Origin of the sequence: Candidatus Enterococcus huntleyi, from assembly GCF_009933175.1 — a bacterium.
GTDB lineage: Bacteria > Bacillota > Bacilli > Lactobacillales > Enterococcaceae > Enterococcus_K > Enterococcus_K huntleyi.
Genome location: NZ_MAEJ01000001.1, coordinates 625,681 through 647,766 on the forward strand (window position 1 = coordinate 625,681; position 22,086 = coordinate 647,766).

General features: G+C 39.3%; 27 protein-coding genes and 1 other annotated feature. Of the genes, 17 read left to right on the forward strand and 10 right to left on the reverse strand.

Annotated elements, in window-relative coordinates; translation table 11 throughout:
* Nucleotides 1-13: 13 nt before the first annotated feature.
* Genes fni through mvk form a run of 4 tightly spaced genes read right to left on the reverse strand, consistent with a single transcriptional unit; the run spans nt 14 to nt 4,061 of the window.
* On the reverse strand, nt 14-1,060 hold the full coding sequence (gene fni / locus BAU15_RS02605) for a type 2 isopentenyl-diphosphate Delta-isomerase (protein WP_161841181.1): 1,047 nt from the start codon (nt 1,058-1,060) through the stop codon (nt 14-16).
* Nucleotides 1,057-2,139 carry a phosphomevalonate kinase gene (locus tag BAU15_RS02610; RefSeq protein ID WP_161841182.1) on the reverse strand — a complete coding sequence of 361 codons (1,083 nt, stop codon included), beginning with the start codon at nt 2,137-2,139 and terminating at the stop codon, nt 1,057-1,059. The genes fni and BAU15_RS02610 overlap by 4 nt, the downstream gene beginning before the upstream one ends.
* 13 nt (nt 2,140-2,152) lie before the next feature.
* Nucleotides 2,153-3,130: a diphosphomevalonate decarboxylase gene (gene mvaD, locus BAU15_RS02615; RefSeq protein ID WP_161841183.1), complete on the reverse strand. Its 978-nt coding sequence runs from the start codon at nt 3,128-3,130 to the stop codon at nt 2,153-2,155.
* Nucleotides 3,123-4,061: a mevalonate kinase gene (mvk, locus tag BAU15_RS02620; protein WP_161841184.1), complete on the reverse strand. Its 939-nt coding sequence runs from the start codon at nt 4,059-4,061 to the stop codon at nt 3,123-3,125. The genes mvaD and mvk overlap by 8 nt, the downstream gene beginning before the upstream one ends.
* A gap of 500 nt (nt 4,062-4,561) precedes the next feature.
* Here mvk and BAU15_RS02625 point away from each other — a divergent pair, with 500 nt between their 5' ends.
* Together BAU15_RS02625 and BAU15_RS02630 are read left to right on the forward strand one after the other, a co-directional pair.
* Nucleotides 4,562-5,206, forward strand: a complete 645-nt coding sequence (locus tag BAU15_RS02625; RefSeq protein WP_202622701.1) for a deoxynucleoside kinase — start codon at nt 4,562-4,564, stop codon at nt 5,204-5,206.
* Between the two features lie 281 nt (nt 5,207-5,487).
* Entirely contained in the window at nt 5,488-5,988 is a 501-nt protein-coding gene (locus BAU15_RS02630) for a QueT transporter family protein (RefSeq protein WP_161841186.1), read from the forward strand.
* 96 nt (nt 5,989-6,084) lie between these two features.
* Here BAU15_RS02630 and cbpA read toward each other — a convergent pair whose 3' ends face one another.
* A complete protein-coding gene (gene cbpA / locus BAU15_RS02635; RefSeq protein ID WP_161841187.1) occupies nt 6,085-6,720 on the reverse strand; it encodes a cyclic di-AMP binding protein CbpA in 636 nt (211 codons plus the stop codon).
* A 446-nt stretch (nt 6,721-7,166) separates the two neighbouring features.
* Here cbpA and BAU15_RS02640 point away from each other — a divergent pair, with 446 nt between their 5' ends.
* The 6 genes from BAU15_RS02640 to BAU15_RS02665 all read left to right on the forward strand — a co-directional run bounded on the left by BAU15_RS02640 (nt 7,167) and on the right by BAU15_RS02665 (nt 10,273).
* Nucleotides 7,167-7,592, forward strand: a complete 426-nt coding sequence (locus BAU15_RS02640) for a GNAT family N-acetyltransferase (protein WP_161841188.1) — start codon at nt 7,167-7,169, stop codon at nt 7,590-7,592.
* A gap of 187 nt (nt 7,593-7,779) precedes the next feature.
* Nucleotides 7,780-7,932 (forward strand): 50S ribosomal protein L33, encoded by a 153-nt coding sequence (gene rpmG, locus BAU15_RS02645; RefSeq protein WP_161841189.1) that lies wholly within the window; start codon nt 7,780-7,782, stop codon nt 7,930-7,932.
* Nucleotides 7,933-7,945: 13 nt separating this feature from the next.
* Nucleotides 7,946-8,116, forward strand: a complete 171-nt coding sequence (secE, locus tag BAU15_RS02650) for a preprotein translocase subunit SecE (RefSeq protein ID WP_161841190.1) — start codon at nt 7,946-7,948, stop codon at nt 8,114-8,116.
* 166 nt (nt 8,117-8,282) lie between these two features.
* Nucleotides 8,283-8,825: a transcription termination/antitermination protein NusG gene (nusG, locus tag BAU15_RS02655; RefSeq protein ID WP_161841191.1), complete on the forward strand. Its 543-nt coding sequence runs from the start codon at nt 8,283-8,285 to the stop codon at nt 8,823-8,825.
* A gap of 68 nt (nt 8,826-8,893) precedes the next feature.
* Entirely contained in the window at nt 8,894-9,766 is an 873-nt protein-coding gene (locus BAU15_RS02660; protein WP_161841192.1) for an alpha/beta fold hydrolase, read from the forward strand.
* An 18-nt stretch (nt 9,767-9,784) separates the two neighbouring features.
* The gene (locus BAU15_RS02665; RefSeq protein WP_161841293.1) at nt 9,785-10,273 is read left to right on the forward strand and encodes a prolyl-tRNA synthetase associated domain-containing protein; all 489 of its coding nucleotides are present in this window, start codon (nt 9,785-9,787) and stop codon (nt 10,271-10,273) included.
* A 200-nt stretch (nt 10,274-10,473) separates the two neighbouring features.
* Here the strand turns inward: BAU15_RS02665 and BAU15_RS02670 are convergent, their stop codons facing one another.
* The 3 genes from BAU15_RS02670 to sdaAB form a co-directional block, all read right to left on the reverse strand.
* Nucleotides 10,474-10,938 carry a hypothetical protein gene (locus tag BAU15_RS02670; protein ID WP_161841193.1) on the reverse strand — a complete coding sequence of 155 codons (465 nt, stop codon included), beginning with the start codon at nt 10,936-10,938 and terminating at the stop codon, nt 10,474-10,476.
* Between the two features lie 716 nt (nt 10,939-11,654).
* Nucleotides 11,655-12,530 carry an L-serine ammonia-lyase, iron-sulfur-dependent, subunit alpha gene (gene sdaAA / locus BAU15_RS02675; RefSeq protein ID WP_161841194.1) on the reverse strand — a complete coding sequence of 292 codons (876 nt, stop codon included), beginning with the start codon at nt 12,528-12,530 and terminating at the stop codon, nt 11,655-11,657.
* Between the two features lie 12 nt (nt 12,531-12,542).
* A complete protein-coding gene (sdaAB, locus tag BAU15_RS02680) occupies nt 12,543-13,211 on the reverse strand; it encodes an L-serine ammonia-lyase, iron-sulfur-dependent subunit beta (protein WP_161841195.1) in 669 nt (222 codons plus the stop codon).
* A gap of 367 nt (nt 13,212-13,578) precedes the next feature.
* On the opposite strand from sdaAB, the gene BAU15_RS15835 reads away from it, so the two are divergent.
* The 9 genes from BAU15_RS15835 (at nt 13,579) to BAU15_RS02720 (ending at nt 20,509) form a co-directional block, all read left to right on the forward strand.
* A complete protein-coding gene (locus BAU15_RS15835) occupies nt 13,579-13,713 on the forward strand; it encodes a hypothetical protein (RefSeq protein ID WP_272927905.1) in 135 nt (44 codons plus the stop codon).
* Entirely contained in the window at nt 13,703-14,239 is a 537-nt protein-coding gene (locus tag BAU15_RS02685) for a hypothetical protein (protein ID WP_161841196.1), read from the forward strand. Before BAU15_RS15835 ends, BAU15_RS02685 begins: the two co-directional genes overlap by 11 nt.
* 220 nt (nt 14,240-14,459) lie before the next feature.
* The gene (gene rplK / locus BAU15_RS02690; protein ID WP_161841197.1) at nt 14,460-14,882 is read left to right on the forward strand and encodes a 50S ribosomal protein L11; all 423 of its coding nucleotides are present in this window, start codon (nt 14,460-14,462) and stop codon (nt 14,880-14,882) included.
* Nucleotides 14,883-15,019: 137 nt separating this feature from the next.
* A complete protein-coding gene (gene rplA / locus BAU15_RS02695; RefSeq protein ID WP_161841198.1) occupies nt 15,020-15,709 on the forward strand; it encodes a 50S ribosomal protein L1 in 690 nt (229 codons plus the stop codon).
* Nucleotides 15,710-15,763: 54 nt separating this feature from the next.
* Nucleotides 15,764-15,890: a sequence feature (ribosomal protein L10 leader region), on the forward strand.
* A gap of 54 nt (nt 15,891-15,944) precedes the next feature.
* Entirely contained in the window at nt 15,945-16,445 is a 501-nt protein-coding gene (rplJ, locus tag BAU15_RS02700; protein WP_161841199.1) for a 50S ribosomal protein L10, read from the forward strand.
* A 63-nt stretch (nt 16,446-16,508) separates the two neighbouring features.
* Entirely contained in the window at nt 16,509-16,877 is a 369-nt protein-coding gene (gene rplL / locus BAU15_RS02705; RefSeq protein ID WP_010769564.1) for a 50S ribosomal protein L7/L12, read from the forward strand.
* 519 nt (nt 16,878-17,396) lie between these two features.
* A complete protein-coding gene (locus BAU15_RS02710; protein ID WP_161841200.1) occupies nt 17,397-18,512 on the forward strand; it encodes an ImmA/IrrE family metallo-endopeptidase in 1,116 nt (371 codons plus the stop codon).
* Entirely contained in the window at nt 18,509-19,018 is a 510-nt protein-coding gene (locus BAU15_RS02715; RefSeq protein ID WP_161841201.1) for a DUF4411 family protein, read from the forward strand. The genes BAU15_RS02710 and BAU15_RS02715 overlap by 4 nt, the downstream gene beginning before the upstream one ends.
* A 111-nt stretch (nt 19,019-19,129) precedes the next feature.
* Complete coding sequence (locus tag BAU15_RS02720) at nt 19,130-20,509, forward strand: gluconokinase (RefSeq protein WP_161841202.1); 1,380 nt, start codon at nt 19,130-19,132, stop codon at nt 20,507-20,509.
* A 90-nt stretch (nt 20,510-20,599) separates the two neighbouring features.
* On the opposite strand, the gene BAU15_RS02725 is transcribed toward BAU15_RS02720, so the two are convergent.
* Nucleotides 20,600-20,917: a helix-turn-helix domain-containing protein gene (locus BAU15_RS02725; protein ID WP_161841203.1), complete on the reverse strand. Its 318-nt coding sequence runs from the start codon at nt 20,915-20,917 to the stop codon at nt 20,600-20,602.
* Between the two features lie 196 nt (nt 20,918-21,113).
* Nucleotides 21,114-22,079, reverse strand: a complete 966-nt coding sequence (gene nrdF, locus BAU15_RS02730) for a class 1b ribonucleoside-diphosphate reductase subunit beta (RefSeq protein WP_161841204.1) — start codon at nt 22,077-22,079, stop codon at nt 21,114-21,116.
* Nucleotides 22,080-22,086: the final 7 nt, after the last annotated feature.

Consider the following 22,086-nt stretch of genomic DNA (forward strand, 5'->3'; position numbering starts at 1 on the left):
TGTTTTTTATAGTTTATAAGTTCCGAAGTCCATACTGAGTGATGTCGATATTTCTAGCCTCACACCAATCTTTCGGATAGCCGGTAAGAATTAATGGATGATTTTTAAGCTCGGCTGTGCTCCGATGACCAGTCATGGTATAAAGCACGCGTAGCTCTTCTTGCCAACGGCGAATTAAGTCAATAGTTTTGTCAGTTCCGTCGGTGAGCAGCGAGTTCAAAATAGTGCCTGAGACGCCGACTGCATCAGCTCCTAAGCAGAGCGCCTTGAAAATATCATAGGCATCACGAATCCCGCCAGAAGCGACTTTTTGGAAATTTCTACTCAGTTCATTGGCTTCTAGTAATGAGATAACTGTGGATTGACCCCAATCACTTAGATAGGCAAATTCACGTTTTTTTCGACGAGCATTTTCTATTTGGGTAAAGCTTGTGCCACCTTGACCGCTGACATCAATCGTTTGAATGCCGACAGAAAGGAGCGCGCGGATGGTTTCGCGTGTCATACCGAAGCCGACTTCTTTGACTAAAATAGGGACATTGAGTTGGTGATTAATTTTTTCAATCTCTATTAACCAGTCATGAAAGTTGCGATCGCCCTCAGGCATCACCAGTTCTTGTGGCGCATTTAGATGGATTTGGAGGCCATCAGTCTCAAATAGGTCAACGGCGCGCTGAGCATTTTCGACAGAAACACCGCCGCCAATATTGACGAGTATTTTTCCGTTGGGAAATTCTTCTCGCATGACACGATAGGAATCAACCAGCTGTGGGTCTTTGAGTGCTGCACTGACAGAGCCTGTAGTGATTAATAAATCTGTTTCTTTCGCGATAATTGCTAGTTGGCGATTAATCTCCTTAGTTTTTTCGCTGCCACCAGTCATGGCATTGATATAGAAGGGACTAGTCAGCGTGTACTGAAATAAGTCAGTGGATAAATCAACCTCATCCAGCGCTAATTCAGGTAAGGAAGAATGGATAAGACGGATGCTATCAAAGTCATTTGCTTGCTCTTTATGGAAAGCTTTGGCTAATGAAACATGTTCATCTTTTCGGTTCATTTGGCTTCCTTTCTACAACGAGTATAGACATGCAGAGGCAAGGGAGTAATTTCAGCTTTTTCCCAGGCGCTCATCAAAGGTAGGATTCCTGATTTTTGATTGAATAAGACAATCCCACAATCGCCGCCACCCGCACCTGATGATTTAGCAGCTCCATCAAATGATTCGGCTAACTCACAAAGTTCTTTTAGGGCAGTTGTTTCGATGGTTACACCAGTTAAGTGAGAAAGTTCATTAAGTAACTGGCGATTTTTTCGAATCATTTGTTGGATTAATGGGACATCATCAGTTAAAAATCCTTGAATAATTTGCTCAACGCATTTTTTGCTTTCAGCAAGAAATTCTTGGTACCTTGTCTGCTGTTGTTCTTTTGATTGATGGACCTGATCAACCAGGTCGGAAGTGGAGGCTGGGCTGCCTGTCCAACCGATAATTAAGCGTAAGTCTTTAGGTGCTTCTAACGGTTGAATCAGTAGACCTGGCCAGTCCATTTGTAGTAGCTGTGTAACGGAACAATTATTTTGTTGATGGATCCATTGGTGATCAAAGGTTGAAAAAGCCAACCAACCACCGTAGCAACTTGCCGCGATGTCACCACAAGAGCCGTTTCCTTGAACTTCTAGGTGAGCTAGGGCAGCTAGCTTGAAGATTTCTAATAGATCTAACTCTAAGCCGTAGAATTCATTTAAGGCTTTGATCGTTGCCACGGTGACAGCGCCACTTGAGCCCAATCCGTATTTGCGACCGTTTGAGCTGTCTAATTCACTGGTTACTTTTAAATCATAAAAGGAAAGTAGAACGTTCTTTTCCTGTGCATATTTTTCAGTTAGTCGAATGGCTGCGAGAATGTAGTGAAAAGGATTTTCACGAATGTCTAAGACCAGCTCACCATTTCTTCTTGTCCAACGAATCGGTAAGTCACTATATTGTGTCGACTGGATGCTGCCAATTTTTCTAGCCGCATTCATAGTCACCGTAACAAATTGATCTACGGCAACGATAATCGCCGGATGCCCGGTTTCGACAACGGCATATTCACCAGCAATATATAATTTTCCAGGTGCAGTTACTTCGATCATGATTAAACTTCCTTTATTTTAAGATTTCGATTCCAGGACCAGCGAAAGCCGATACCAGTTGTGCAGAATCAAATAGTGTTTCAAGATAGGCCTGAGCCTGAGCTAAGTTTTTCTTTTCAATTAGTAATTTAACGTTCGGTCCAGCATCCATTGTAAAGTAGCATTCGATACCTGCTGAGCGTAAGCTGCGCACAGCTTGCATTGCTTTAAGGCTATCGGGTGACCAATAGGTGAAGGGTGGAACAGCTGCTAGGGTTGTGCCATGCATTTTTAAGCAGTTAGCTTCTGTGACGGTTCCCAAAGTAGTAAAATCTTTTTCGCTGATGGCTTTTTTAGCGATCGCTAAATCTTTAGGAACTTCTTCTAGCCAGCCGGGATAGAAACTTGACGTCTCAACCGTTCGTTTCATACCATCGCGACTAGAAATATCTTTTTGCTGATCATTGACTAAAATAAAGAGCATCGCTAAATCGTCAGTCCAGTCATCTGAATTCAGCGGTTGTGCATAAGAACTAGCATCATCTGTACCTTGTTCCCATTCGACAAACCCACCAAAAATACTGCGACAAGCTGAACCAGAACCGCGACGAGCCAAGCGCGAGAGAGCTCTATCAGAAAGTTGTAAATCTAACGCTTCGTTGCAGGCTGCAGCGAGCGCCGCTAGACCACTTGCTGAGGATGCTAAACCTGCAGCTGTGGGTACAAAATTTTTACTGGTGACTTGCGCATAGCTTTTTTCTTCTGATAACTGACGAACGATATCAAGAAATTGGCTGACTTTGCTAGTTGCTTTTGCATCCTGAAGTTCGCCGTCCAGATAAAAGCTATCCTGTGTGTAGGTTTCATCGAAAATAACTTCGGTTTCAGTATAAAACGCATTGAGCGTCAACGATAAACTGTTATTCATAGGTAGAATCAAGGTTTCATCCTTTTTTCCCCAATACTTAATTAGAGCGATGTTTGTATATGCGCGTGCGCGACCTTTATGCATAGGTATGTACTCCTAATCCTTGAATCCAAGTAGCGACAGCACCTTGTTTTTCTAGTGCTTGACTGACCACTTGTGCTTCTTTTTTTGTTTTGGTTAAGGCAATCATACACCCGCCACGACCGCCGCCTGTCAGTTTAGCGCCGAGAGCGCCAGTCGCTAGGGCTGTCTGAATGAGTTGATCTAATAATTGATTGCTAACGGTTAATTTCGTTAAATGCTGTTGTGCTTCATTCATAATATCTGCCAATCGTTGGACTTGGTTTTCGCTGATGGCTTCTTTGGCTTCTTTAGAAAGTGCACCTAGTAGATGAATGTGGCGCATGATTTCTTGGCCATCATTACTTGAAACTAAGTTTGCTACATCTTTGACCGCTGCTCTCGTTTGCCCCTTGACGCCAGTGTCTGCGACGACTAAAAAGGCATCGATATTTAAAGGAAAGAAGTTGAATGGATGGCCTTTTGTGAAATAAATCGGGTCCTGTCCACTGGTTGCCGCAGCATCAATGCCACTAGGATTTCCATGAGCAATTCGTTCTGACTGCTCAACATAGCTGAGTAAGGTTTCTTGTGCTAATGGCTGGTCTATGAAGTCAAAAAAAGCGCGCGTCAACGCTACTGCTACAGCGGCACTTGAGCCCATGCCACGTTCAGCAGGAATGGTACTTTCGATAGTTGCTAGTAAAGGACCAGTAGCATATTCTGTTTGTAAGTGATTGATTAATACTTTGATACTATTTAACGTTTCAGGGGCGTCTTCCAATGAACCCTTGTAATAGGAACAATGTAACAGAAAAGAATCGCATGATTGAATTGTTGCGGTAATCTTAGTTGCTAGAAAAGGAAAGGCGATGGCCGGTTCACCGTATACAACTGCATGTTCGCCCATCAGGATAATCTTTCCGTTCGCTTTTCCGTAGCCAATAGTTTTCATTTGATGTAGCTCCTTTAACGAATAAAATCCTATTCTATTTTACACGATATTTACTGAAAACCAAGCAAAATTCACTAAAAGTTAGAACTTGCCTTGAATTTCAAGTGATTTTAGCAAAAAAAATGAGTCTGAAATGGACGCCGAAGAGTTTGCTGCAGCTAGATGAACGCTGCCTATTTCTATATGGACGCCTTTTCAGAGACTGTTATACATGAGACGGATGGGTATGGAAGAGTGAAAATAAGTAACCACTTGTTCAACCGTTATCTTTAGCCCCATTAAATAGAAGGAGACTTGACCTATTCATTTTATCTGTGAATGGGTTAGAAGTAAATTAAACTTAGGTACTTTTATGAAAATTTGTGATTTTCTTAAAGGATTTTTGAGAAACAGATGAGTCTTTGCCTATCGAGATTGACGTGAATTACAAGAGAGAGTATAGTGTATTCGTTGGATTTTTATTAGACAGACAAAGTAATGATGAAGTGAGTTGGAGGGCAATGAGCGTGATAGTATTAGCAGGTACCATAGGAGCTGGGAAATCCAGTCTGACAGAAATGATGGCGACGCATTTAGGCAGCCAAGCGTTTTATGAATCAATCGATGATAATGAAGTATTGCCTTTATTTTATGCAAATCCAGAGCAATATGCTTTTTTATTGCAAATTTATTTTTTGAATAAACGGTTTGAGAGCATCAAACAGGCGTTAGTTGATGATAACAACGTCTTGGATCGCTCGATTTACGAGGATTCGTTGCTGTTTCATTTGAATGCCGATTTGGGTCGGGCAACGGCAACAGAAGTAAAAGTGTATGACGAATTGTTAGCCAATATGATGGAAGAATTGCCGTTTGCGGCGCAGAAAAAGCACCCAGATCTCTTAGTGCATATCAAAGTTTCCTTTGAAACGATGCTTAACCGCATCGAAAAAAGAGGGCGTGAGTACGAACAGTTATCGTTTGATCCTTCGTTATATGACTACTACAAGGAACTAAATCTACGGTACGATAAATGGTACGATGAATATGATGAGAGTCCTAAAATTCAAATTGATGGTGACCGTCATAATTTTGTGGATGATCCCTTAGCGAAGGAATATGTCTTACGTTTAATCGATGAAAAGTTGGCAGAAATCCGCAAATAGATTGTTGAATAGGTAGACAATAGAAAATAGAATCAGAGTAGATTAAGAGAAAAGTGGTCGTTAGCTAAGGAACGAATGACCGCTTTTTTATGTTTTCTAGCTGCTAAACATTCCGCTACAAAAATTTAGTTGAAAAACTTAGTTGTGCGTATCTCTTACGTGACTTTTCGCTGGGATGATTGAAACCTTTTGAAAATCTGTTATAATTAATGATTGTTGCAAGACAACCGCAGTTCATCAACCTTCCTGCGTAATCAAAACTAGGAGAAAGGAATGTTTTTATGCAAACAAATAGTAGTAAACAGTTAAGATTAATTGTAGTAAACGGAATTATTATGGCATTATATCTGGTGCTATCAATTCTCGTGCAGCCCGTTTCATCAGGCCCTATCCAGTTTCGGATTTCTGAGAGTCTGAATCACGTAGTTGTCTTTAATCGGAAGCTAATGTGGGGTGTGTTTGGTGGCGTAATCCTCTATAACATGATCTGGGGCTACGGCGCTATGGATGCCTTATTTGGAGGCGCGCAAACGCTGCTTTCATTAGGTTTAACTGCGCTTTTGTATCATCGTGTGAAAAATGTTAAGCTGCGCTTAGTTATTAACACGTTGGCTTTTACCGTCAGCATGGCGTTAATTGCTTTGATGTTGAATATGACCGGTGGCGAAGCGTTCTGGGGAACTTATGGGACTCTAGCAGCGAGTGAATTTATTATTATGGCAATCTCTGCACCACTAATGTACTATCTAGACAGCAGACTGCACTTCGCTAAGCGTGCGTAATTATATTAAATTATAAGTAACGAAAAGACGGAAACCTGGATATCCAAGTTTCCGTCTTTTTTGTTTGGTTTTTTTGATGCTAGCTTTAACGTATGTTTAATTCTGTAAGTCTTCGATTTCAAGTACTTTAAAACTTTTACGTTCTAAATGCTCCACGACTGAATCACAGATATCCTTACTAGTATTGGCTGGTAGTGTAATCAGTGTACGACGAATGAACTCATCCTTACCGATATCTAAGGTAATACAGCTAGCAACACTACTGTATTTTGAAATAATTTTAGAAATTAACGCCAAATCACCTTGTTTACCAGTCGAAGCAATCGTTAAGACATAGCTACCGTTATCGATACTCCAAGATTGAGAAAGCATATTTAATAACGAACTATGCGTCAGGATGCCATAGAAATGATTGTTGTCATCTAAGACCGTAATGTAAGGCAATTCCTTAATCGTAAAGAAGACTTTAAAGAATGACGTATTAACATAGATGTACTTAGTAGCATTTTTAAGGAGATGTGTAACAGGTAGTGTCATGTCGCCGCCGTTCGCTTTGTGGCGATAGATGTGCATTTTATAAATATTTCCACGGAAAATTTTTCCGGACTCATCTAAAATAGGGACACAACGGTAACCAGAATCTTCGAGAATCTTTAAGGCTTCTTCTAAAGTATTGGTTTCATTGACAGTTGTTAGATCCTTCTTTTTGTAAACCATCGTTTTTAATAACATAAATATCCCTCCGTCAAGACATAAGTATTTTGTCATGTTCATCATATCATAACTTATAAAAAAACAGTAGCCAGATTCGTTTTAGTTTGCTAAATTTCTTGCGTTATCATGAGTGTGGGAAACATTCATGAAACTTTCGCTCTTTCCTGACTTTTTCATCCGATAGTTACGTAGTGTGCGCCTATCAAATTAATTCAAGAAATTCATTTATCCTGATCCAGTTAAGTGAATGCATTTATTCCTGATTTGATTAATCCATGCAGGTACTCATCATAAATTCATAATTGACAGTAAAATCATAACTTGCTATGATGTGTTACACATCGGAGGATGAATTAAGGCAATACCTAATTACTTAATTTTAAACCGGATAAGATGACTAGTTAAAACAGTCATTTTATCCGGTTTTTTTTCTTTGGTGAATTTTTATGAAGGAGCATAGAATTATGACGATAAAAGAAATTGACTATAACGAAAATAGAGAGGCTACACTGGCAGAGCTAGACAATTACACGCAAGCAATTTTGCCAGAATTAGCTAATGAATCGAAAAGTATCAGCTTTTATTATGAGGAAGAGGGAACTATCCTCGGTAGAATTGTTGGTTTTTTACATTGGGATCATATCCAAATTGAATGTTTTTTCGTTTCCGAAGAAGCACGAGGGAAAGGCATTGGTCTGAGCCTTTTTGCAAAAGTTGAAGAACTAGCTAAAGAAAATAAGGTGGCCTATATATTATTAGAAACAATGAGTTTCAATGCGCCGAGATTCTATGAAAACATCGGTTTTAAACGATTGGCAACGATCAAAGATTCACCCGTCAAAAATGAACATCGATATTTTTATCTAAAAGAATACCAGTCAAGAGAGTAATCGACTTTTTCAACATGGTTTGTGTAGATAGGTCTATAAAAGAAGGCATACTTAGACAAGCCATGTTTGGAAAAGCTTAAAAGCTGGCACAATTAAAACCAAACAAGCCAAAGAGAAATTGACAGGCGAGCAAAATCATGCTAATGTTATTAGGTACATTTGCGAGCTTCAGTGAGGAGGAATACCGATGGCAACAAAAAAAGCAGCCCTTGCATGTTCTGTCTGCGGCTCTCGAAACTATACGAAATCCGTGAGCGAAGGCAAACGGGGCGAACGTTTAGAGATCAATAAGTTTTGTAAGTATTGTAATCAATATACACTACATAAAGAGACGAAGTAGGAGGACTTTTTTTATGAAATTTTTACGTAGCGTAAAAGACGAGATGAAAAATGTGACTTGGCCTAGTGGGAAACAATTACGTAGAGATACATTGATTGTTATTGAGACATCAATTATTTTCGCAGTAATGTTCTTCATCATGGACACATTAGTTCAAAACGTATTTGCTTGGATTTTAGGATAATTGTTTAAAGAGTAGTGAATCACAGAGTGTCTATTTTCTTGAAGCGTATAGATATCTTTAAGATTCAGCTAGTAAAACTTAAACAACGGTGCTATAATGGGTGAGAAGAAAAACTTCGGGGAGACTGAGGTTTTTTTATTTTAGAATGAGATGAGGAGCCGAAAAAATGGAATCTTTTGAAAAAAATTGGTACGTGCTACACACGTATTCCGGCTATGAAAATAAGGTAAAAGCGAATATTGAATCTCGTGCGCAAAGTATGAGAATGGGTGACTACATTTTCCGCGTAGTGGTACCTGAAGAAACTGAAACAGAAGTTAAGAATGGAAAAACAAAAGAAATCGTCCATAAAACTTTCCCAGGTTATGTGTTAGTAGAAATGACGATGACGGATGATTCTTGGTACGTAGTCAGAAATACACCAGGCGTGACCGGCTTTGTTGGTTCTCACGGTGCTGGTAGTAAACCTGCCCCACTATTACAAGAAGAGATTAATCACATCCTTCGCTCAATTGGTATGAGTACTCGTCAATCTGATCTAGATGTTGAGGTTGGTGAAGTGGTTAAAATTATCGAAGGTGCTTTCTCTGGACTTGAAGGGCAAGTAACTGAAGTCGATGAAGAAAAACAAAAATTAAAAGTAAATATTGATATGTTCGGTCGTGAAACAAGTACAGAATTAGACTTTGAACAAGTAGACAAAATCTAAAACCGAGAACTTCTCGGTTTTTTTTGTACACTTTGCTTAGGTTGATCTCTAGGAAAGAAGGAAGAGACATGAAAAAAAGAGCGTTGGCAGTAATTATTTTTGGCCTTATTTTACTGAGTGCTTGTAGCACAGGGGCGAGCAAAACGACGGATAAGGCGGCGAATCAAAAGCCTACAACTTCGACAGTATCAGACAAAGAGAATAAAACGGCGACTCCGAGTTTATTTATTCATGGCTATAGTGGTACAAAAGGCTCCTTTGGTGGGATGCTGAAGCGACTTGAATCTTCTGGCGATGGCATTAAAGAGCTGACACTGACTGTTTCAAGTAGTGGTGAAGTCTCAGCGGAGGGTGAATTGTCGGGTGAGAAGAATAATCCGATGGTCCAAATTTTATTTGAAGACAATAAAAATAATGAATGGAATCAGGCGGAATGGCTACGGGGGAGCCTAGAATATTTGAAGGAAGAATATCAAGTCAGTCAGGTGAATTTAGTTGGTCACTCGATGGGTGGCGTCAGTAGTTTGCGATACTTAGGGGCCTACGGAAATGAATCGGATTTGCCAACTGTTGATAAATTTATCGCAATTGGCGCGCCTTTTAATGACTTTGACGAGACGCCGAGTCTAGCTGTTTTAGATGAAGAATTAGCAAATGGGCCGACGAATAAATCGGCACGCTACCAGGAATATCAGCAAACTATTGGGAATGTCTCAACGCAAATCGCTGTTTTATTGATTGGTGGACAATTAAGTGAAACAGATTTGAGTGATGGAACGGTGCCATTGGGGAGTGCTTTAGCAGTTAATGCGCTGCTAGCGCAAAATGGGAACCCTGTCGAAACGAAAATCTTTGAAGGCCAGAATGCACAGCATAGTCAATTACATGAAAACACGGCGGTTGATCAAGCAGTCAGTGAATTTTTATGGTCTGAAGAATAAGGGGTGAAAATGCTGATGATGGGAAAAGCTGAGATTTATGCCTACTTGGCTCAGCGAGGAATCTGGTATGAGGTGACGGAGCATCCGGCCGTGTACAACATGGCCGAATTAAGTACATTGGTGTTGCCGTATCCGGAAGCTGATGCCAAAAATTTATTTCTTCGTGATGATAAAAAGCGAAACTATTATTTAGTGACGGTCAAAGGTGAAAAGCGCGTTGATCTAAAGGAATTTAGAAAAGCCCAGGGGACGAGACCCTTATCCTTTGCGTCAGCAGAAGAGCTTGCGGAAAGGATGGGGCTCACGCCCGGCGCCGTCTCCCCGTTAGGGATACTGAACGATCATGCAGGCCAGGTTCAGCTAGTAATTGATGATGAGTTAGCTAAGGGAGCTGGCCGAGTCGGAGTCCATCCAAATGATAATACGGCGACTGTTTGGTTACGGACTGCTGATTTGGTCAAAATGATTGAGGAGCACGGGAATCCAGTCACGTATATGCGACTCTAGTGAAAGATTAATTAAAAAAAGCCTTCCTTGATATTTGTCCATCAAATATCAAGGAAGGCTTTTCTGTTGTGCTCATTTTTTGTTGGACTGGCTAGTCGGGTTCAAGCGAGAAGCACTCTCGAGAATCGCACGCAGAAATCAGGCTAAATATGTACGCGAATGGTTAAATCTTTCTTGCCCGAAATAAAAGGGTCACAAGACTATGGTAAAAGTTCTAGTAACATTTGCTCTTCTTTTGGTTTCAAACCCATTAGTTTAAGCTTAATTGTCTCATCTTTTGTTTGAATGCTAAGATGAATGACGCTAGCTCTCCGGATGGTGATATTTTCCAACTCTTCATAAAAGATAGTTTTTCCTTTTACTATGAGCGCGCGGTCGTATAATTTGATGATAGCTTTTGTCAGAAAAGCGTTAACTAAGAGAAATCCACCGACAACCATGCTGATAGCTGCGGAGCCCATGACAATGACTGGTGAAACCTCTGCGCCAGTATATAAACGAATATAAATGATATCTTCTGTCAGATATTGATGGACCATAAAACAGCTGTATAAAAATAATGGCAATCCTAAAATAATGGAAAGGACTCTGCCATTTTTAAATTCATACACTAACTGTCCCATTGATTCCTCTGTATTTTTCTTCTTTGAAGTAACGTCTTCCATGATAACCTCCAATAACAACTGATATTTTTATCTTTTTTATTATAGCATTTCAATAAATTCTGTAAATATTTTTTTAGGCTGTTACTCGTCAATCGATAAATCGTTTTTTGGCAGTCAATTTAAACACAGCTTTGGATGGATTCTTATCATCCTAAAATTTGTTATTTTGAAGTAGGAAAAGTTGGATAAAAGGTGTGAAATTGCCGATTTTCTGTGACTAACCTTCATTCGCACAACTTTTAGGGGATAAGTTAGGTGGATAATATAGGCAAACGTACGATTTACAGGATATATCCTTAATTGATACTCTACTAGAAACTTCAAAACAGTGCGAATAGGCACTAGTGGAAAAAAAGAGCTAGAGTATTTATTTTAGAGAGGGAGAGCTGAAATATAGGTTCGATTTCAGACGATTTTTCTGAGATTTCTCCGCAGAAGCTTATGTTTACGGGATTCATCAATTTCTACGAATTTTGATTTTACTATTTATTAGAGAGTAAATAGCAGTTTTTTCTCCACTGACCTTCATTCGCACAACTTTTAGAGGATAAGTCAGGTAGATAATACAGACTTTAAAGGGGAAACGTCCAATCTACAGGACATAGCCATAGTTGATGCTCTATTAGAAACTTCAAAAACAGTGCGAATAGGCACTAGTGGGAAAAAAAACTACGATCAGAAGATTAGGGAATCATCTTTTGGTCGTAGTCTGTAATTTAATTTGATTGTTTGTCGACTAATTCTTGGGTTAAGCGTTGTGCGGTGGGAGTGACAGCTAAGCCACCCTCTGCCGTTTCTTTGAAAATGGCGGGCATTTGTCGGCCGACTTGATACATGGCTTGGATCACTTCATCTGGTGGAATAACACTTCTAATACCAGCTAGGGCCATGTCAGCTGAGATGAAAGCTTGTGAGGAGCCTAATGCATTGCGTTTGACGCAAGGAACTTCGACTAATCCAGCTACAGGGTCACAAATGAGCCCCATCATATTCTTTAAAGTAATAGCAACAGCTTGAGCTGCTTGGTCAGCAGTCCCACCATTTGCGCAGACAAGAGCAGCGCTAGCCATGGCACTGGCGGAACCAATCTCAGCTTGGCAACCTCCTTCAGCACCACTGATGGAAGCACTATTGGCAATCACTAAACCAAAGGCACCAGCAGTGAAAAGAAACTCAATTTGTTGCTGATGGGTCAAGTTTAATTTTTCTTGGACAGCTAGCAGAACACCTGGAACGACGCCCGCACTACCGGCAGTCGGCGTAGCACAAATTAAGCCCATATTGGCATTGACTTCATTGATCGCAATCGCATTTCTGACTGCTGTTAAGATTGTTTGCCCACTCAGGAAATGACCAGTAGTCAAATAATCGTCTAAACGTTTGGCATCACCACCAGTAATCTTCGTGACAGAGGAAACACCCGCTACTCCGTCAGTAATCGACTGTTTCATGACTACCAAATTTTGTTCCATTAATTCAATAATTTGTTGGCGCGTCCGGCCACTTGTTTGAATCTCAGTGGCAATCATTAACTCTGCGACACTAGGATAATCTGTTGCTTGTTGGAGTAATTCTTCTATAGTAAGGAACATTTTTCGTCTCCTTTAGTCAAAATAATTTACACTATGAATGTTGGGTAATGTCACCAGTTTTGCTACGGTCTCGCCGATTTGCGGATCATCGACTTCGATAATCATGATCGCATTTTCCCCTTTGGATTCGCGCGTAACAGTCATGGTGCTAATGTTGCTGTCAGATTCTGAGAGAATGGCCGTGACTTTGGCAATCATTCCTGGGACATCCTGATGGACAATAATGTAAGTTGGCGTGCCCATGCTCAAGGAAATCTTGAAGCCATTCAGCTCGGAAAGTTGAATGTTGCCACCGCCAATCGAAATTCCTGTGACAGAAAGAGTCCGATTCCCTTTTTTTAAGAGAATTTTGACTGAGTTAGGATGCTCAGCTTTTTCTTTTTTTGGAACAAATAAAACTTCCATGTCTTCTTCGTGAGCAATCTTCAAGGACTCTGCCAAACGTGGATCATCTGGTTCCATACCTAATAATCCACCGACTAAGGCGATGTCCGTGCCGTGACCTCGATACGTCTTGGCAAATGATTCGTATAGATAAATATCTACTGAATCTGGTTGTTCACCGAAAATACTGCGCACCACTTTCCCGATTCGAGCGGCTCCAGCTGTATGCGAACTACTGGGGCCAATCATGATAGGTCCAATGATGTCAAATACGCTACGATACTTTAGTTGATCCAATCGATTCACCTCTTCGTTTTTTCATTTTTCGTACACTACTTACTGGTTGTAGTGTAGCACAAAGGATACGAAATAGAAGAGAATTTTTACGATTATTAGTAGAAAATTAGCGTAATGATAGCCCTATCTAATAAATAACAAAATATCAACAGTCCATTCATTTTGAGTATCGAAAATATAGAGAAACCAAGAGATTCTTACAGTTTACCAAGGGAATCCGTGCTATAGTTGAAGGGCAGCAATGACAGGAAAGCTGATGATGAAAATGGCTAATAAATGAAAAAGAAGAGTACATGGAAAAGAAGAGTACCAAAACCGAAGAGTAACTGTAGAAGAAACTGAGCTGAAAAAGTGACTGAACTGAAAAATGGATGAGCTGGAAAAAGGCTGCTTGAGAAAGAGACATGAGTGCGAAAAAAGACAAATGAAAAAGTTGGCAGTTGAAGAAATGAGAGCGAAAAAGCGGCCCATCGAAAAGGGAAGGGAAACTGATGATTATTGATTGCAAAGAAATCGAGTTTTTCTCAAAGAAGAAAGAAGTGCCGAATAAATATTATCAAATTCTAGAAAGAGAAATCGTTCAAGGGATTAAAAGTTTGTCTTTTGTTACCACTGTTAAGGTTAGACGAGCCAAGAAGACGAATTCCATTTATTTTGAAACACGAACCAAAAAATTAACAGAACCGTTGACTGTCTCAATCAGGACCCATGCGCCAATCGAGAAGCGACCTGACTATCTGTACATTCTTTTGCCTAATTATGAGGCGATGTCCAAAGTAATCGATGATATTCAATGGAAGTTTACCGCTCTCTATAATCAAAGTGTTGGCCTGGCAGAAAAAGAGGTTTATATTTGTCCAGAAGAGCGGCGTAACTTACAAGCCGACTTGGCCGATAAAAAGCGCCAGAAAAAGAAGAAAAATAATCTCCCAAATAAAGCTAAAGGAACACGCACTGATTTTAAACGAGCCCAAAAAGAGTCCTATGATGAGTTCTTAGAAAGCTTTAAAACAACTTCTGACTCGTAGGTATAAGGCGTTTAAAATGCTAGAAATCAGTGAAAATCATTGAAAAGGTCAAGAAAATAATGAAAAGTAGTTGAAAGTCGTTTAAATTTTGTTATAATAAACCAGTGTGCACCGAAGCACGCTATATTTTGTGTGCCTTACATTGGCATAGAAAACGAAAGTGGGAGGAGAAATATGCATCTCCAATTAACCACATCACGGACTCAAGGAGGTATGTCTCGTGGCAAAAAAAGTAGAAAAAATCGTTAAATTGCAAATTCCTGCAGGTAAAGCAACTCCAGCTCCCCCAGTAGGTCCTGCACTAGGTCAAGCGGGTATTAACATCATGGGATTCACTAAAGAATTCAATGCTCGTACAGCTGATCAAGCAGGTTTAATTATTCCAGTGGTAATCTCTGTATATGAAGACCGTTCATTCACATTCATTACAAAAACACCACCAGCAGCAGTATTATTGAAAAAAGCTGCAAAAGTTGAAAAAGGTTCAGGCGAACCAAACAAAACTAAAGTTGCTAAAGTTTCAAGCGATCAAGTAAAAGAAATTGCTGAACTTAAAATGGCTGACCTAAACGCAGCAAGTATTGAAGCAGCTATGCGCATGGTAGAAGGAACTGCACGAAGCATGGGAATCACTGTAGAATAATTCTACAATCGATTTGGCTCGTTAAGCTTAACTTAACAGCCACCCAAAAGAAGTAGCTTCTCAGTCGAATCTATATTGAAAGATATAGAATACGTGGGAGGTTAAACCGTTATAACCACAATCAAGGAGGAAACAAAATGGCTAAAAAGAGCAAAAAAATGCAAGATGCATTGAAAAAAGTTGAATTAACAAAAGTTTATCCTGTAGCAGAAGCAGTTGCTTTAGCAAAGGAAACAAATATCGCGAAATTTGACGCAACAGTTGAAGTTGCTTACCGTTTAAACGTAGATCCTAAGAAAGCGGACCAACAAATCCGTGGAGCTGTTGTTTTACCTAACGGAACTGGTAAAACACAATCTGTTTTAGTATTTGCTAAAGGCGAAAAAGCAAAAGAAGCTGAAGCTGCTGGCGCTGACTATGTTGGCGATGCAGACATGGTTCAAAAAATCCAAGGTGGCTGGTTTGACTTTGACGTAGTTGTAGCAACTCCAGACATGATGGCTGAAGTTGGTAAATTAGGTCGTGTCTTAGGCCCTAAAGGACTTATGCCTAACCCTAAAACTGGTACTGTAACAATGGACGTTACAAAAGCAATCAACGAAGTAAAAGCTGGTAAAGTAACTTACCGTGTTGATAAAGCTGGAAACATCCACGTACCAATCGGTAAAGTTTCATTTGATGATGCTAAATTGGTTGAAAACTTCAACACAATCCATGACACATTAATGAAAGCTAAACCATCAGCAGCTAAAGGTCAATACATGAAAAATATTTCAGTTACGACAACATTCGGACCTGGAATCCATGTAGATCAAGCTTCTTTCTAATTAATATACGAAAAAAACTTGACTCAGTCACCTTATCTATGGTAAGGTGATTGAGGTTAATAATTAACTGTACCGAAGACAGTAGGTGACTTAGGTCTTAATTTCCTACCGAGGACATTTATTGATGAACGTCAATAGTCCCTCTATGTCTACGGTGGCATGGGGTTATTTTTTTGCTTAAAATTTTATTTAAAGCAAATGAACCTCTCCATCAAAATCAGGAGGTGAAATATAAATGAGTGAAGCAGCAATTGCTAAAAAATCAGCAATCGTTGATGAAGTAACTACTAAATTCGAAGCAGCTGCATCTGTAGTAGTCGTTGACTACCGTGGATTAACTGTGGAAGAAGTTACTGAATTACGTAAACAATTGCGTGAAGCAGGCGTTGAAATGAAAGTTATCAAAAATTCTATCCTTTCTCGTGCTGCCAAAAAAGCCGGATTAGACGGTTTAGATGAAGTATTTACAGGACCAACTGCGATCGCTTTCAGTAATGAAGACGTTGTAGCACCTGCAAAAATCATCGACGGATTCGCCGCTAATGCAAAAGCATTAGAAATCAAAGGTGGGATTATCGAAGGAAAAGTATCTTCTGTTGAAGATATTACAGCCTTGGCTAAACTACCAAACCGCGAAGGACTTCTTTCTATGTTGTTATCTGTACTACAAGCGCCAGTCAGAAACGTGGCTTACGCTGTCAAAGCAGTGGCAGAAAAAGAAGACGATGCAGCTTAATCGCCGCATAGAATTTGTTTAAAAAATAAAACTATAACTTACTCAAAATGGAGGAAACACAAAATGGCATTGAACATTGAAAACATCGTTGCTGAACTAAAAGAAGCAACTATCTTAGACTTAAACGACTTAGTAAAAGCTATTGAAGAAGAATTTGGCGTAACTGCTGCTGCTCCTGTAGCTGCTGCTGGCGCTGCTGCAGGTCCTGCAGCTGAAGAACAAACTGAATTCACTGTAGAATTAACTGCAGCTGGAGATCAAAAAGTTAAAGTTATCAAAGCAGTTCGTGAAGCAACTGGTCTTGGCTTGAAAGAAGCTAAAGCTGTAGTTGATGGCGCTCCTGCACCAGTTAAAGAAGGCATCTCTAAAGATGACGCTGAAGCATTAAAAGCTGCTTTAGAAGAAGTTGGAGCTTCAGTAACTGTAAAATAACATTTGAAAATGTTGAGACTAGAAATCCTATTCAGTTAGGCTTTCTAGTCTTTTTATTTACTCTGAGACTATGTGTCGCATCCGGAATTCCTTCCATCAAAGAAGTTCGCAGTCTGGTCGCAAGCAGCTCAACAAAGTACGTTGATCTCATTGCTAAATCAGTTCAAACCAGCTGTAAGGGCTAAGGTCGGGTAAGGATGGTAAATTTCCAATTTCCCTTTTAGCGACCTACGCAAACCGTTCTACTTGGAATCTTGGTAAGTAGAACAGACAACACAGCTGGTAATTCATGATTCCCCTTCAAGGACTGCAGAACTTTTTGATTCCAGGAACTCCTACTGCTAAATTTATTAGCTATAATTTTGATTGAATAGGAATTGCAGACACATTTTATTGGACTATTAAGAAGTGAAGAGGGTAAGTTTTCTATTTGTAATGATAATTTAGTTTACCAATGAAATATTTACTGTTATACTTTGTCCGCATTCATTTGGCGAGTGAAAAAGGAGGAGAAATTAGATGGTGGTTAGACGAATAGGAATAAATCCAGAAGTTCTTCAGTTTCATATCACTAATTCTCGTATACCTGTAGAGATGATTAAATCAAAGGAAACGAATATCGAGTTGTTTCTAGCGGGAGAAAAGGATCCAACATTTAACCAAATTTCTACTATAGCTAAATTGATCAAAGTACCAACCGGATTACTTTTACTGAATAGAATAGTAGAAACAGAAGTAAACGAACTGAAGTTTAGAACGATGGATTCTGATGTAATTGATGAATTTAGCCCTGAATTAAGAGATTCGATTAAGGAAATGCAAGTGAAGCAGGATTTTTTAAGAGAAGAGATAGAGAATGAGCTAGATTTTATAGGGAAGTTTTCTGTAAGTGATGATTATATGGAAGTAGTCAGAGCCATTAGAGGATATCTGAATTTGCCTATTAATTTCTATGAAGAAACACAGCAAGCGGAGTTTGCCTACCTCAGAGAAAGAATAAACGCACTTGGTGTTTTCGTTTTTCTCAATGGCAAAGTGAAGGATAACTCTCACCGACCATTGGATAGCAATGAGTTCAGAGGATTTGTCCTAAGCGACAATAAAGCACCTATCATTTTTATTAATCAGTTAGACAGTAAGTATGGGAAAAAGTTTACTCTGTTGCATGAGCTAGTTCATTTATTCGTTGATGAAAATGAAATTTTTACACTTATTGAAACAAAGGATTATCATTATAGTCCAGTTGAGTATTTTGTGAACAAAGTGACGGCTGAAATTTTGGTTCCTAAAGAAGAAATAATGAAAATACGTGAGCTGAATGTCCCAAATTTATCAGAAAAATTCAAAGTGAGTGAATTTGTTATCGCAAGAAGACTCTATGATTTTAAATTTATAACTAAAAACGAGTATGAAATTCTAGTAAAGCGCTTAAAATCTGAATGGAAAAGAATAAAAACCGTGAAAAAATCAAGAGGTGGAAACTATCACAATAATTTGAGATTCAGAACAGACAAATCATTTATAAACTATGTTGAAAATGCGATAAATGACAATAGAATTTCTTACACAGAGGCTTTTAGCATTTTGGGTGTTGGTTATAAAGGGTATAAATCGTTGGTAGGTGGTATAGAATGACAGAGAAGTATCTGCTAGATTCCAACGTATATATAAATTTCTATAATCGTTATTATCAGGAAAATATATTTCCTTCTTTTTGGCGGGGAATTATTCCAATTCTGAATCAGAATGTTGTTATTCCTAAAATCGTGATTGATGAAAATTATCAGGACATTTGGTTTGCCAACTGGATTGATTTAAATTATTTACTACCTATTCTAAACCAAAAAGATTATCTCCATGAATGGGTAGACGTGTTAAGCTGTGTCGGTAGGAATAGTTGTTACAAGGATACGGCTCTAGAGTCAAGTCGAGGATGGGCACAAGAAACAATTGCAGATCCATGGATTATTGCGATTGCCCTGAAGGAGCATTTGACGATTGTTACTAGTGAGAAAAGAAATCCAAACCTAACGTCGATTAATCCATGTAAGTCTGCAAAAATTCCAGATATATGTGATGAGCTAGGGATAAGATGTATCACGATGAATCGTTTTTTCACTGAGATAGGATTGATTGTTTAATTAAGAAATCAATCCAGTTTAGCAATCAATATTGGACACGCTTCCTTCTTTTTGCTATGTTATTTAGAGGATAAAGAATAAAAATCAATTAGTAGTTGAGGATGACGATAGATGAATGAGGTATTTTTGGGAATTGATGTGGGGACAACGGCGGTTAAGTTGGGACTTATCTTTAAGGGTGAGCTTATCTACGAACAAGCTAGAAAAGTGACGACTTACTTTGGTGAACAGGGTGAACGCTATCAGCTAGCTGATGAATTACTCGATTCTATATATCTGGGGATAAAAGAAATCCCAACAGAATTACGCGAACGAGTGGGACGAATTGGTTTTAGTGTAGCCATGCATAGTTTGATGCCTGTAGAAAATTGCAAGGCTGATAAAATCTTTATTTGGTCAGATACGCAAGCGACAGAGACAATCGAAGCATTCCGAACAACAGATTTAGCCAAACATTTTTATCAAAGAACAGGAACGCCAATTCATACGATGTCGCCGTTCGCTAAAATTTCATACTTTAAAGAAAAAGGACTATATCCCAACGTGAGTCACTGGTTCGGACTGAAGGAGCTGTTGATGGAGGCCTTTACGGGCGAGTATCTATTGGATTATTCGACGGCTTCTGCGACGGGACTGTTGAATCTAGAACAGCTAGACTGGGATGCTGAAATTCTGGAATATCTAGATATTTCAAAAAAATCGCTAGCTCAATTAGTCGAACCTACCTATACAACAATGATTCGTCTAACACTGTCTGAGGAGCTAGAACTACCAGAGTCGACAAATATTACGATTGGGGCCAGTGATGGCTGTCTAGCGGCTTATGGAAGCTATATATCGACGGGTGTGGCCAATAGTTTAACGGTTGGTACAAGTGCAGCGATTAGAAAAGTTTCGCAGCAGGCGATTTTTGATATAGAACGTCAGAATTTCTGTTACTATCTGAGCCCAACGATGTATGTTGTGGGTGCGCCGTCTAATAATGGTGGCTGCGTGCTAGAGTGGGCTAGTAAGACCTTGGCAGAAAATCAACTAGAATTTTATGAAACACTTTCTAATCAATTAGAGCAATCACCGATTGGCGCCAATGGCTTGCGTTTTCATCCCTATGTCAATGGGGAACGGGCTCCGTTCTGGCGTAGCGGTCTAACTGCTGAGTTTAAATATATGACCATCAAGCATACAAAAGCTGACTTAAGGCGAGCGGTGGTTGAAGGGGTATTAATGAATATTCGGACGTTGAAAGAGATGGTGGGAGAAATCAGTGCACTGACTTTGAGTGGTGGTTTCTTTACTAATCCAGCTTTACGTACCATGACAGCGGAAGTTTTAGGGACGACTTGTTACCATGAGCAGTCGACAGAACCAATCTTTGGTTTATATTATTTACTGCAGGAAACTGCCGTGCATAATGAGGAGCATTTATCTGTTCATTTCGACCAACAAAAGGTAGAAGCTTATACTACATTGTATCAGGACTATTTTGAGTAGCTACCTTTCTACCTTTAATGAATAAGAGCAAGAAAACAGTAGCGTCATTCACATAAATCAATTGTGGATGGTGCTACTGTTCTCTTATGTTTACTGGTCTTTCTGGTTAAATTGATCTGGCAATATATCGGGCAGCTGATGGCCAAATTTTTTGATCAATTCTTTACGTTCCTGCTTTTTTGAGAGGAGTGAATCGAAGAAAGCTGTTTGTTGATTACCTAAGAGCTCATCCACAGAGAGCTTGAAGTGACGGCTCAAATCTATGAGTGCTTCAACAGGTGGTGTACTCATATTATTTTCCCATTCTGAAATGGTTTGAGGAGTGGTCTTTAAAACTTCAGCCAATTCTTTCTGTGTCATCTGGTTTTTAGTTCTTACCTTCTTTATCTGTGTACCAATCGCTAACACGACAATTACCTCCATTCTTTATTCGATACCTCCTACACAATCAAGTGGTATGAAGAGAATCGGTTTTTTATTGACTTAAGTCTATCGAATAAAGAACAGCCAAGTCAAATAATTGAACAATCAAAAAGCGCCTAACCAGTAAGAACTGGTCGGGCGCTTTTTGATTACGGTTCTACATTTTTAAGATTTGATACGATTAATCTAACCCAATCAAATAGTCAGAGTCGTTCATCGCTTCAACGGTTCCAAGTAGATAACCGTTACCGACTTGTGAGAAGAAGTCATGGTTGCTGGTTCCAGTTGAGATACCGTTCATAACGATTGGATTCACGTCATTGGCTGTATCTGGGAATAAAGGATCCATGCCTAAGTTCATTAGGGCTTTGTTGGCGTTATAACGTAAGAAGGTTTTAACTTCTTCAGTCCAGCCTAATTCATCATATAATTCTTCGGTGTAACGTTCTTCATTTTCATATAGTTCATAAAGAAGGCCGTACATCCAATCTTTCAATTTTTCTTGTTCATCTTCAGGCAATTCGTTAAAGCCCAATTGGAATTTGTAGCCAATATAAGTGCCATGAACGGATTCATCACGAATGATCAATTTAATGATTTCTGCGACGTTAGGCAGCTTGTTATTACCTAAATAGTATAAAGGTGTATAGAAACCAGAATAGAAGAGGAACGTTTCTAAAAATACGCTCGCCACTTTCTTCTCTAACGGTGTCCCATTTTTATAGATTTCATTAATGTATTCTGCTTTTTTCTGTAAGTATGGATTGGTATTCGTCCATTCGAAGATTTCATCAATTTCTGATTTTGTGTTCAACGTACTGAAGATTGATGAATAACTTTTGGCATGGACAGATTCCATGAATTGGATGTTGTTCAAAACAGCTTCTTCGTGTGGTGTACGAACGTCGTTTCTCAGCTGTTCCATCCCACTTTCTGATTGAACAGTATCTAGTAAGGTTAAACCGCCAAAAACATGGCCTACGGTAGTTTTTTCTAATTCAGAAAGAGTCCGCCAGTCGTCTAGGTCGTTAGATAAAGGAATACGGGTATCTAACCAAAATTGTTCAGTCAGCTTTTCCCATGTTGATTTATCGATAATATCTTCAATCTCATTCCAGTTAATAGCCTCATAGTAAGTATTTGACATGAGAAGT

What these genes read in the sequence shown, in the direction of transcription:
- nrdF (WP_161841204.1), bottom strand. Translation starts at nt 22,079, where the DNA reads ATGTCAAATACTTACTATGAGGCTATTAACTGGAATGAGATTGAAGAT.
- BAU15_RS02665 (WP_161841293.1), top strand. Translation starts at nt 9,785, where the DNA reads ATGGGAAAAGCTGAGATTTATGCCTACTTGGCTCAGCGAGGAATCTGG.
- mvaD (WP_161841183.1), bottom strand. Translation starts at nt 3,130, where the DNA reads ATGCATAAAGGTCGCGCACGCGCATATACAAACATCGCTCTAATTAAG.
- BAU15_RS02715 (WP_161841201.1), top strand. Translation starts at nt 18,509, where the DNA reads ATGACAGAGAAGTATCTGCTAGATTCCAACGTATATATAAATTTCTAT.
- rpmG (WP_161841189.1), top strand. Translation starts at nt 7,780, where the DNA reads ATGGCAACAAAAAAAGCAGCCCTTGCATGTTCTGTCTGCGGCTCTCGA.
- rplL (WP_010769564.1), top strand. Translation starts at nt 16,509, where the DNA reads ATGGCATTGAACATTGAAAACATCGTTGCTGAACTAAAAGAAGCAACT.
- BAU15_RS02670 (WP_161841193.1), bottom strand. Translation starts at nt 10,938, where the DNA reads ATGGAAGACGTTACTTCAAAGAAGAAAAATACAGAGGAATCAATGGGA.
- BAU15_RS02625 (WP_202622701.1), top strand. Translation starts at nt 4,562, where the DNA reads ATGAGCGTGATAGTATTAGCAGGTACCATAGGAGCTGGGAAATCCAGT.
- cbpA (WP_161841187.1), bottom strand. Translation starts at nt 6,720, where the DNA reads ATGTTATTAAAAACGATGGTTTACAAAAAGAAGGATCTAACAACTGTC.
- rplA (WP_161841198.1), top strand. Translation starts at nt 15,020, where the DNA reads ATGGCTAAAAAGAGCAAAAAAATGCAAGATGCATTGAAAAAAGTTGAA.
- BAU15_RS02640 (WP_161841188.1), top strand. Translation starts at nt 7,167, where the DNA reads ATGACGATAAAAGAAATTGACTATAACGAAAATAGAGAGGCTACACTG.
- BAU15_RS02660 (WP_161841192.1), top strand. Translation starts at nt 8,894, where the DNA reads ATGAAAAAAAGAGCGTTGGCAGTAATTATTTTTGGCCTTATTTTACTG.
- BAU15_RS02720 (WP_161841202.1), top strand. Translation starts at nt 19,130, where the DNA reads ATGAATGAGGTATTTTTGGGAATTGATGTGGGGACAACGGCGGTTAAG.
- BAU15_RS02710 (WP_161841200.1), top strand. Translation starts at nt 17,397, where the DNA reads ATGGTGGTTAGACGAATAGGAATAAATCCAGAAGTTCTTCAGTTTCAT.
- secE (WP_161841190.1), top strand. Translation starts at nt 7,946, where the DNA reads ATGAAATTTTTACGTAGCGTAAAAGACGAGATGAAAAATGTGACTTGG.
- rplJ (WP_161841199.1), top strand. Translation starts at nt 15,945, where the DNA reads ATGAGTGAAGCAGCAATTGCTAAAAAATCAGCAATCGTTGATGAAGTA.
- nusG (WP_161841191.1), top strand. Translation starts at nt 8,283, where the DNA reads ATGGAATCTTTTGAAAAAAATTGGTACGTGCTACACACGTATTCCGGC.
- BAU15_RS15835 (WP_272927905.1), top strand. Translation starts at nt 13,579, where the DNA reads ATGGATGAGCTGGAAAAAGGCTGCTTGAGAAAGAGACATGAGTGCGAA.
- fni (WP_161841181.1), bottom strand. Translation starts at nt 1,060, where the DNA reads ATGAACCGAAAAGATGAACATGTTTCATTAGCCAAAGCTTTCCATAAA.
- BAU15_RS02630 (WP_161841186.1), top strand. Translation starts at nt 5,488, where the DNA reads ATGCAAACAAATAGTAGTAAACAGTTAAGATTAATTGTAGTAAACGGA.
- BAU15_RS02685 (WP_161841196.1), top strand. Translation starts at nt 13,703, where the DNA reads ATGATTATTGATTGCAAAGAAATCGAGTTTTTCTCAAAGAAGAAAGAA.
- sdaAA (WP_161841194.1), bottom strand. Translation starts at nt 12,530, where the DNA reads ATGTTCCTTACTATAGAAGAATTACTCCAACAAGCAACAGATTATCCT.
- mvk (WP_161841184.1), bottom strand. Translation starts at nt 4,061, where the DNA reads ATGAAAACTATTGGCTACGGAAAAGCGAACGGAAAGATTATCCTGATG.
- BAU15_RS02610 (WP_161841182.1), bottom strand. Translation starts at nt 2,139, where the DNA reads ATGATCGAAGTAACTGCACCTGGAAAATTATATATTGCTGGTGAATAT.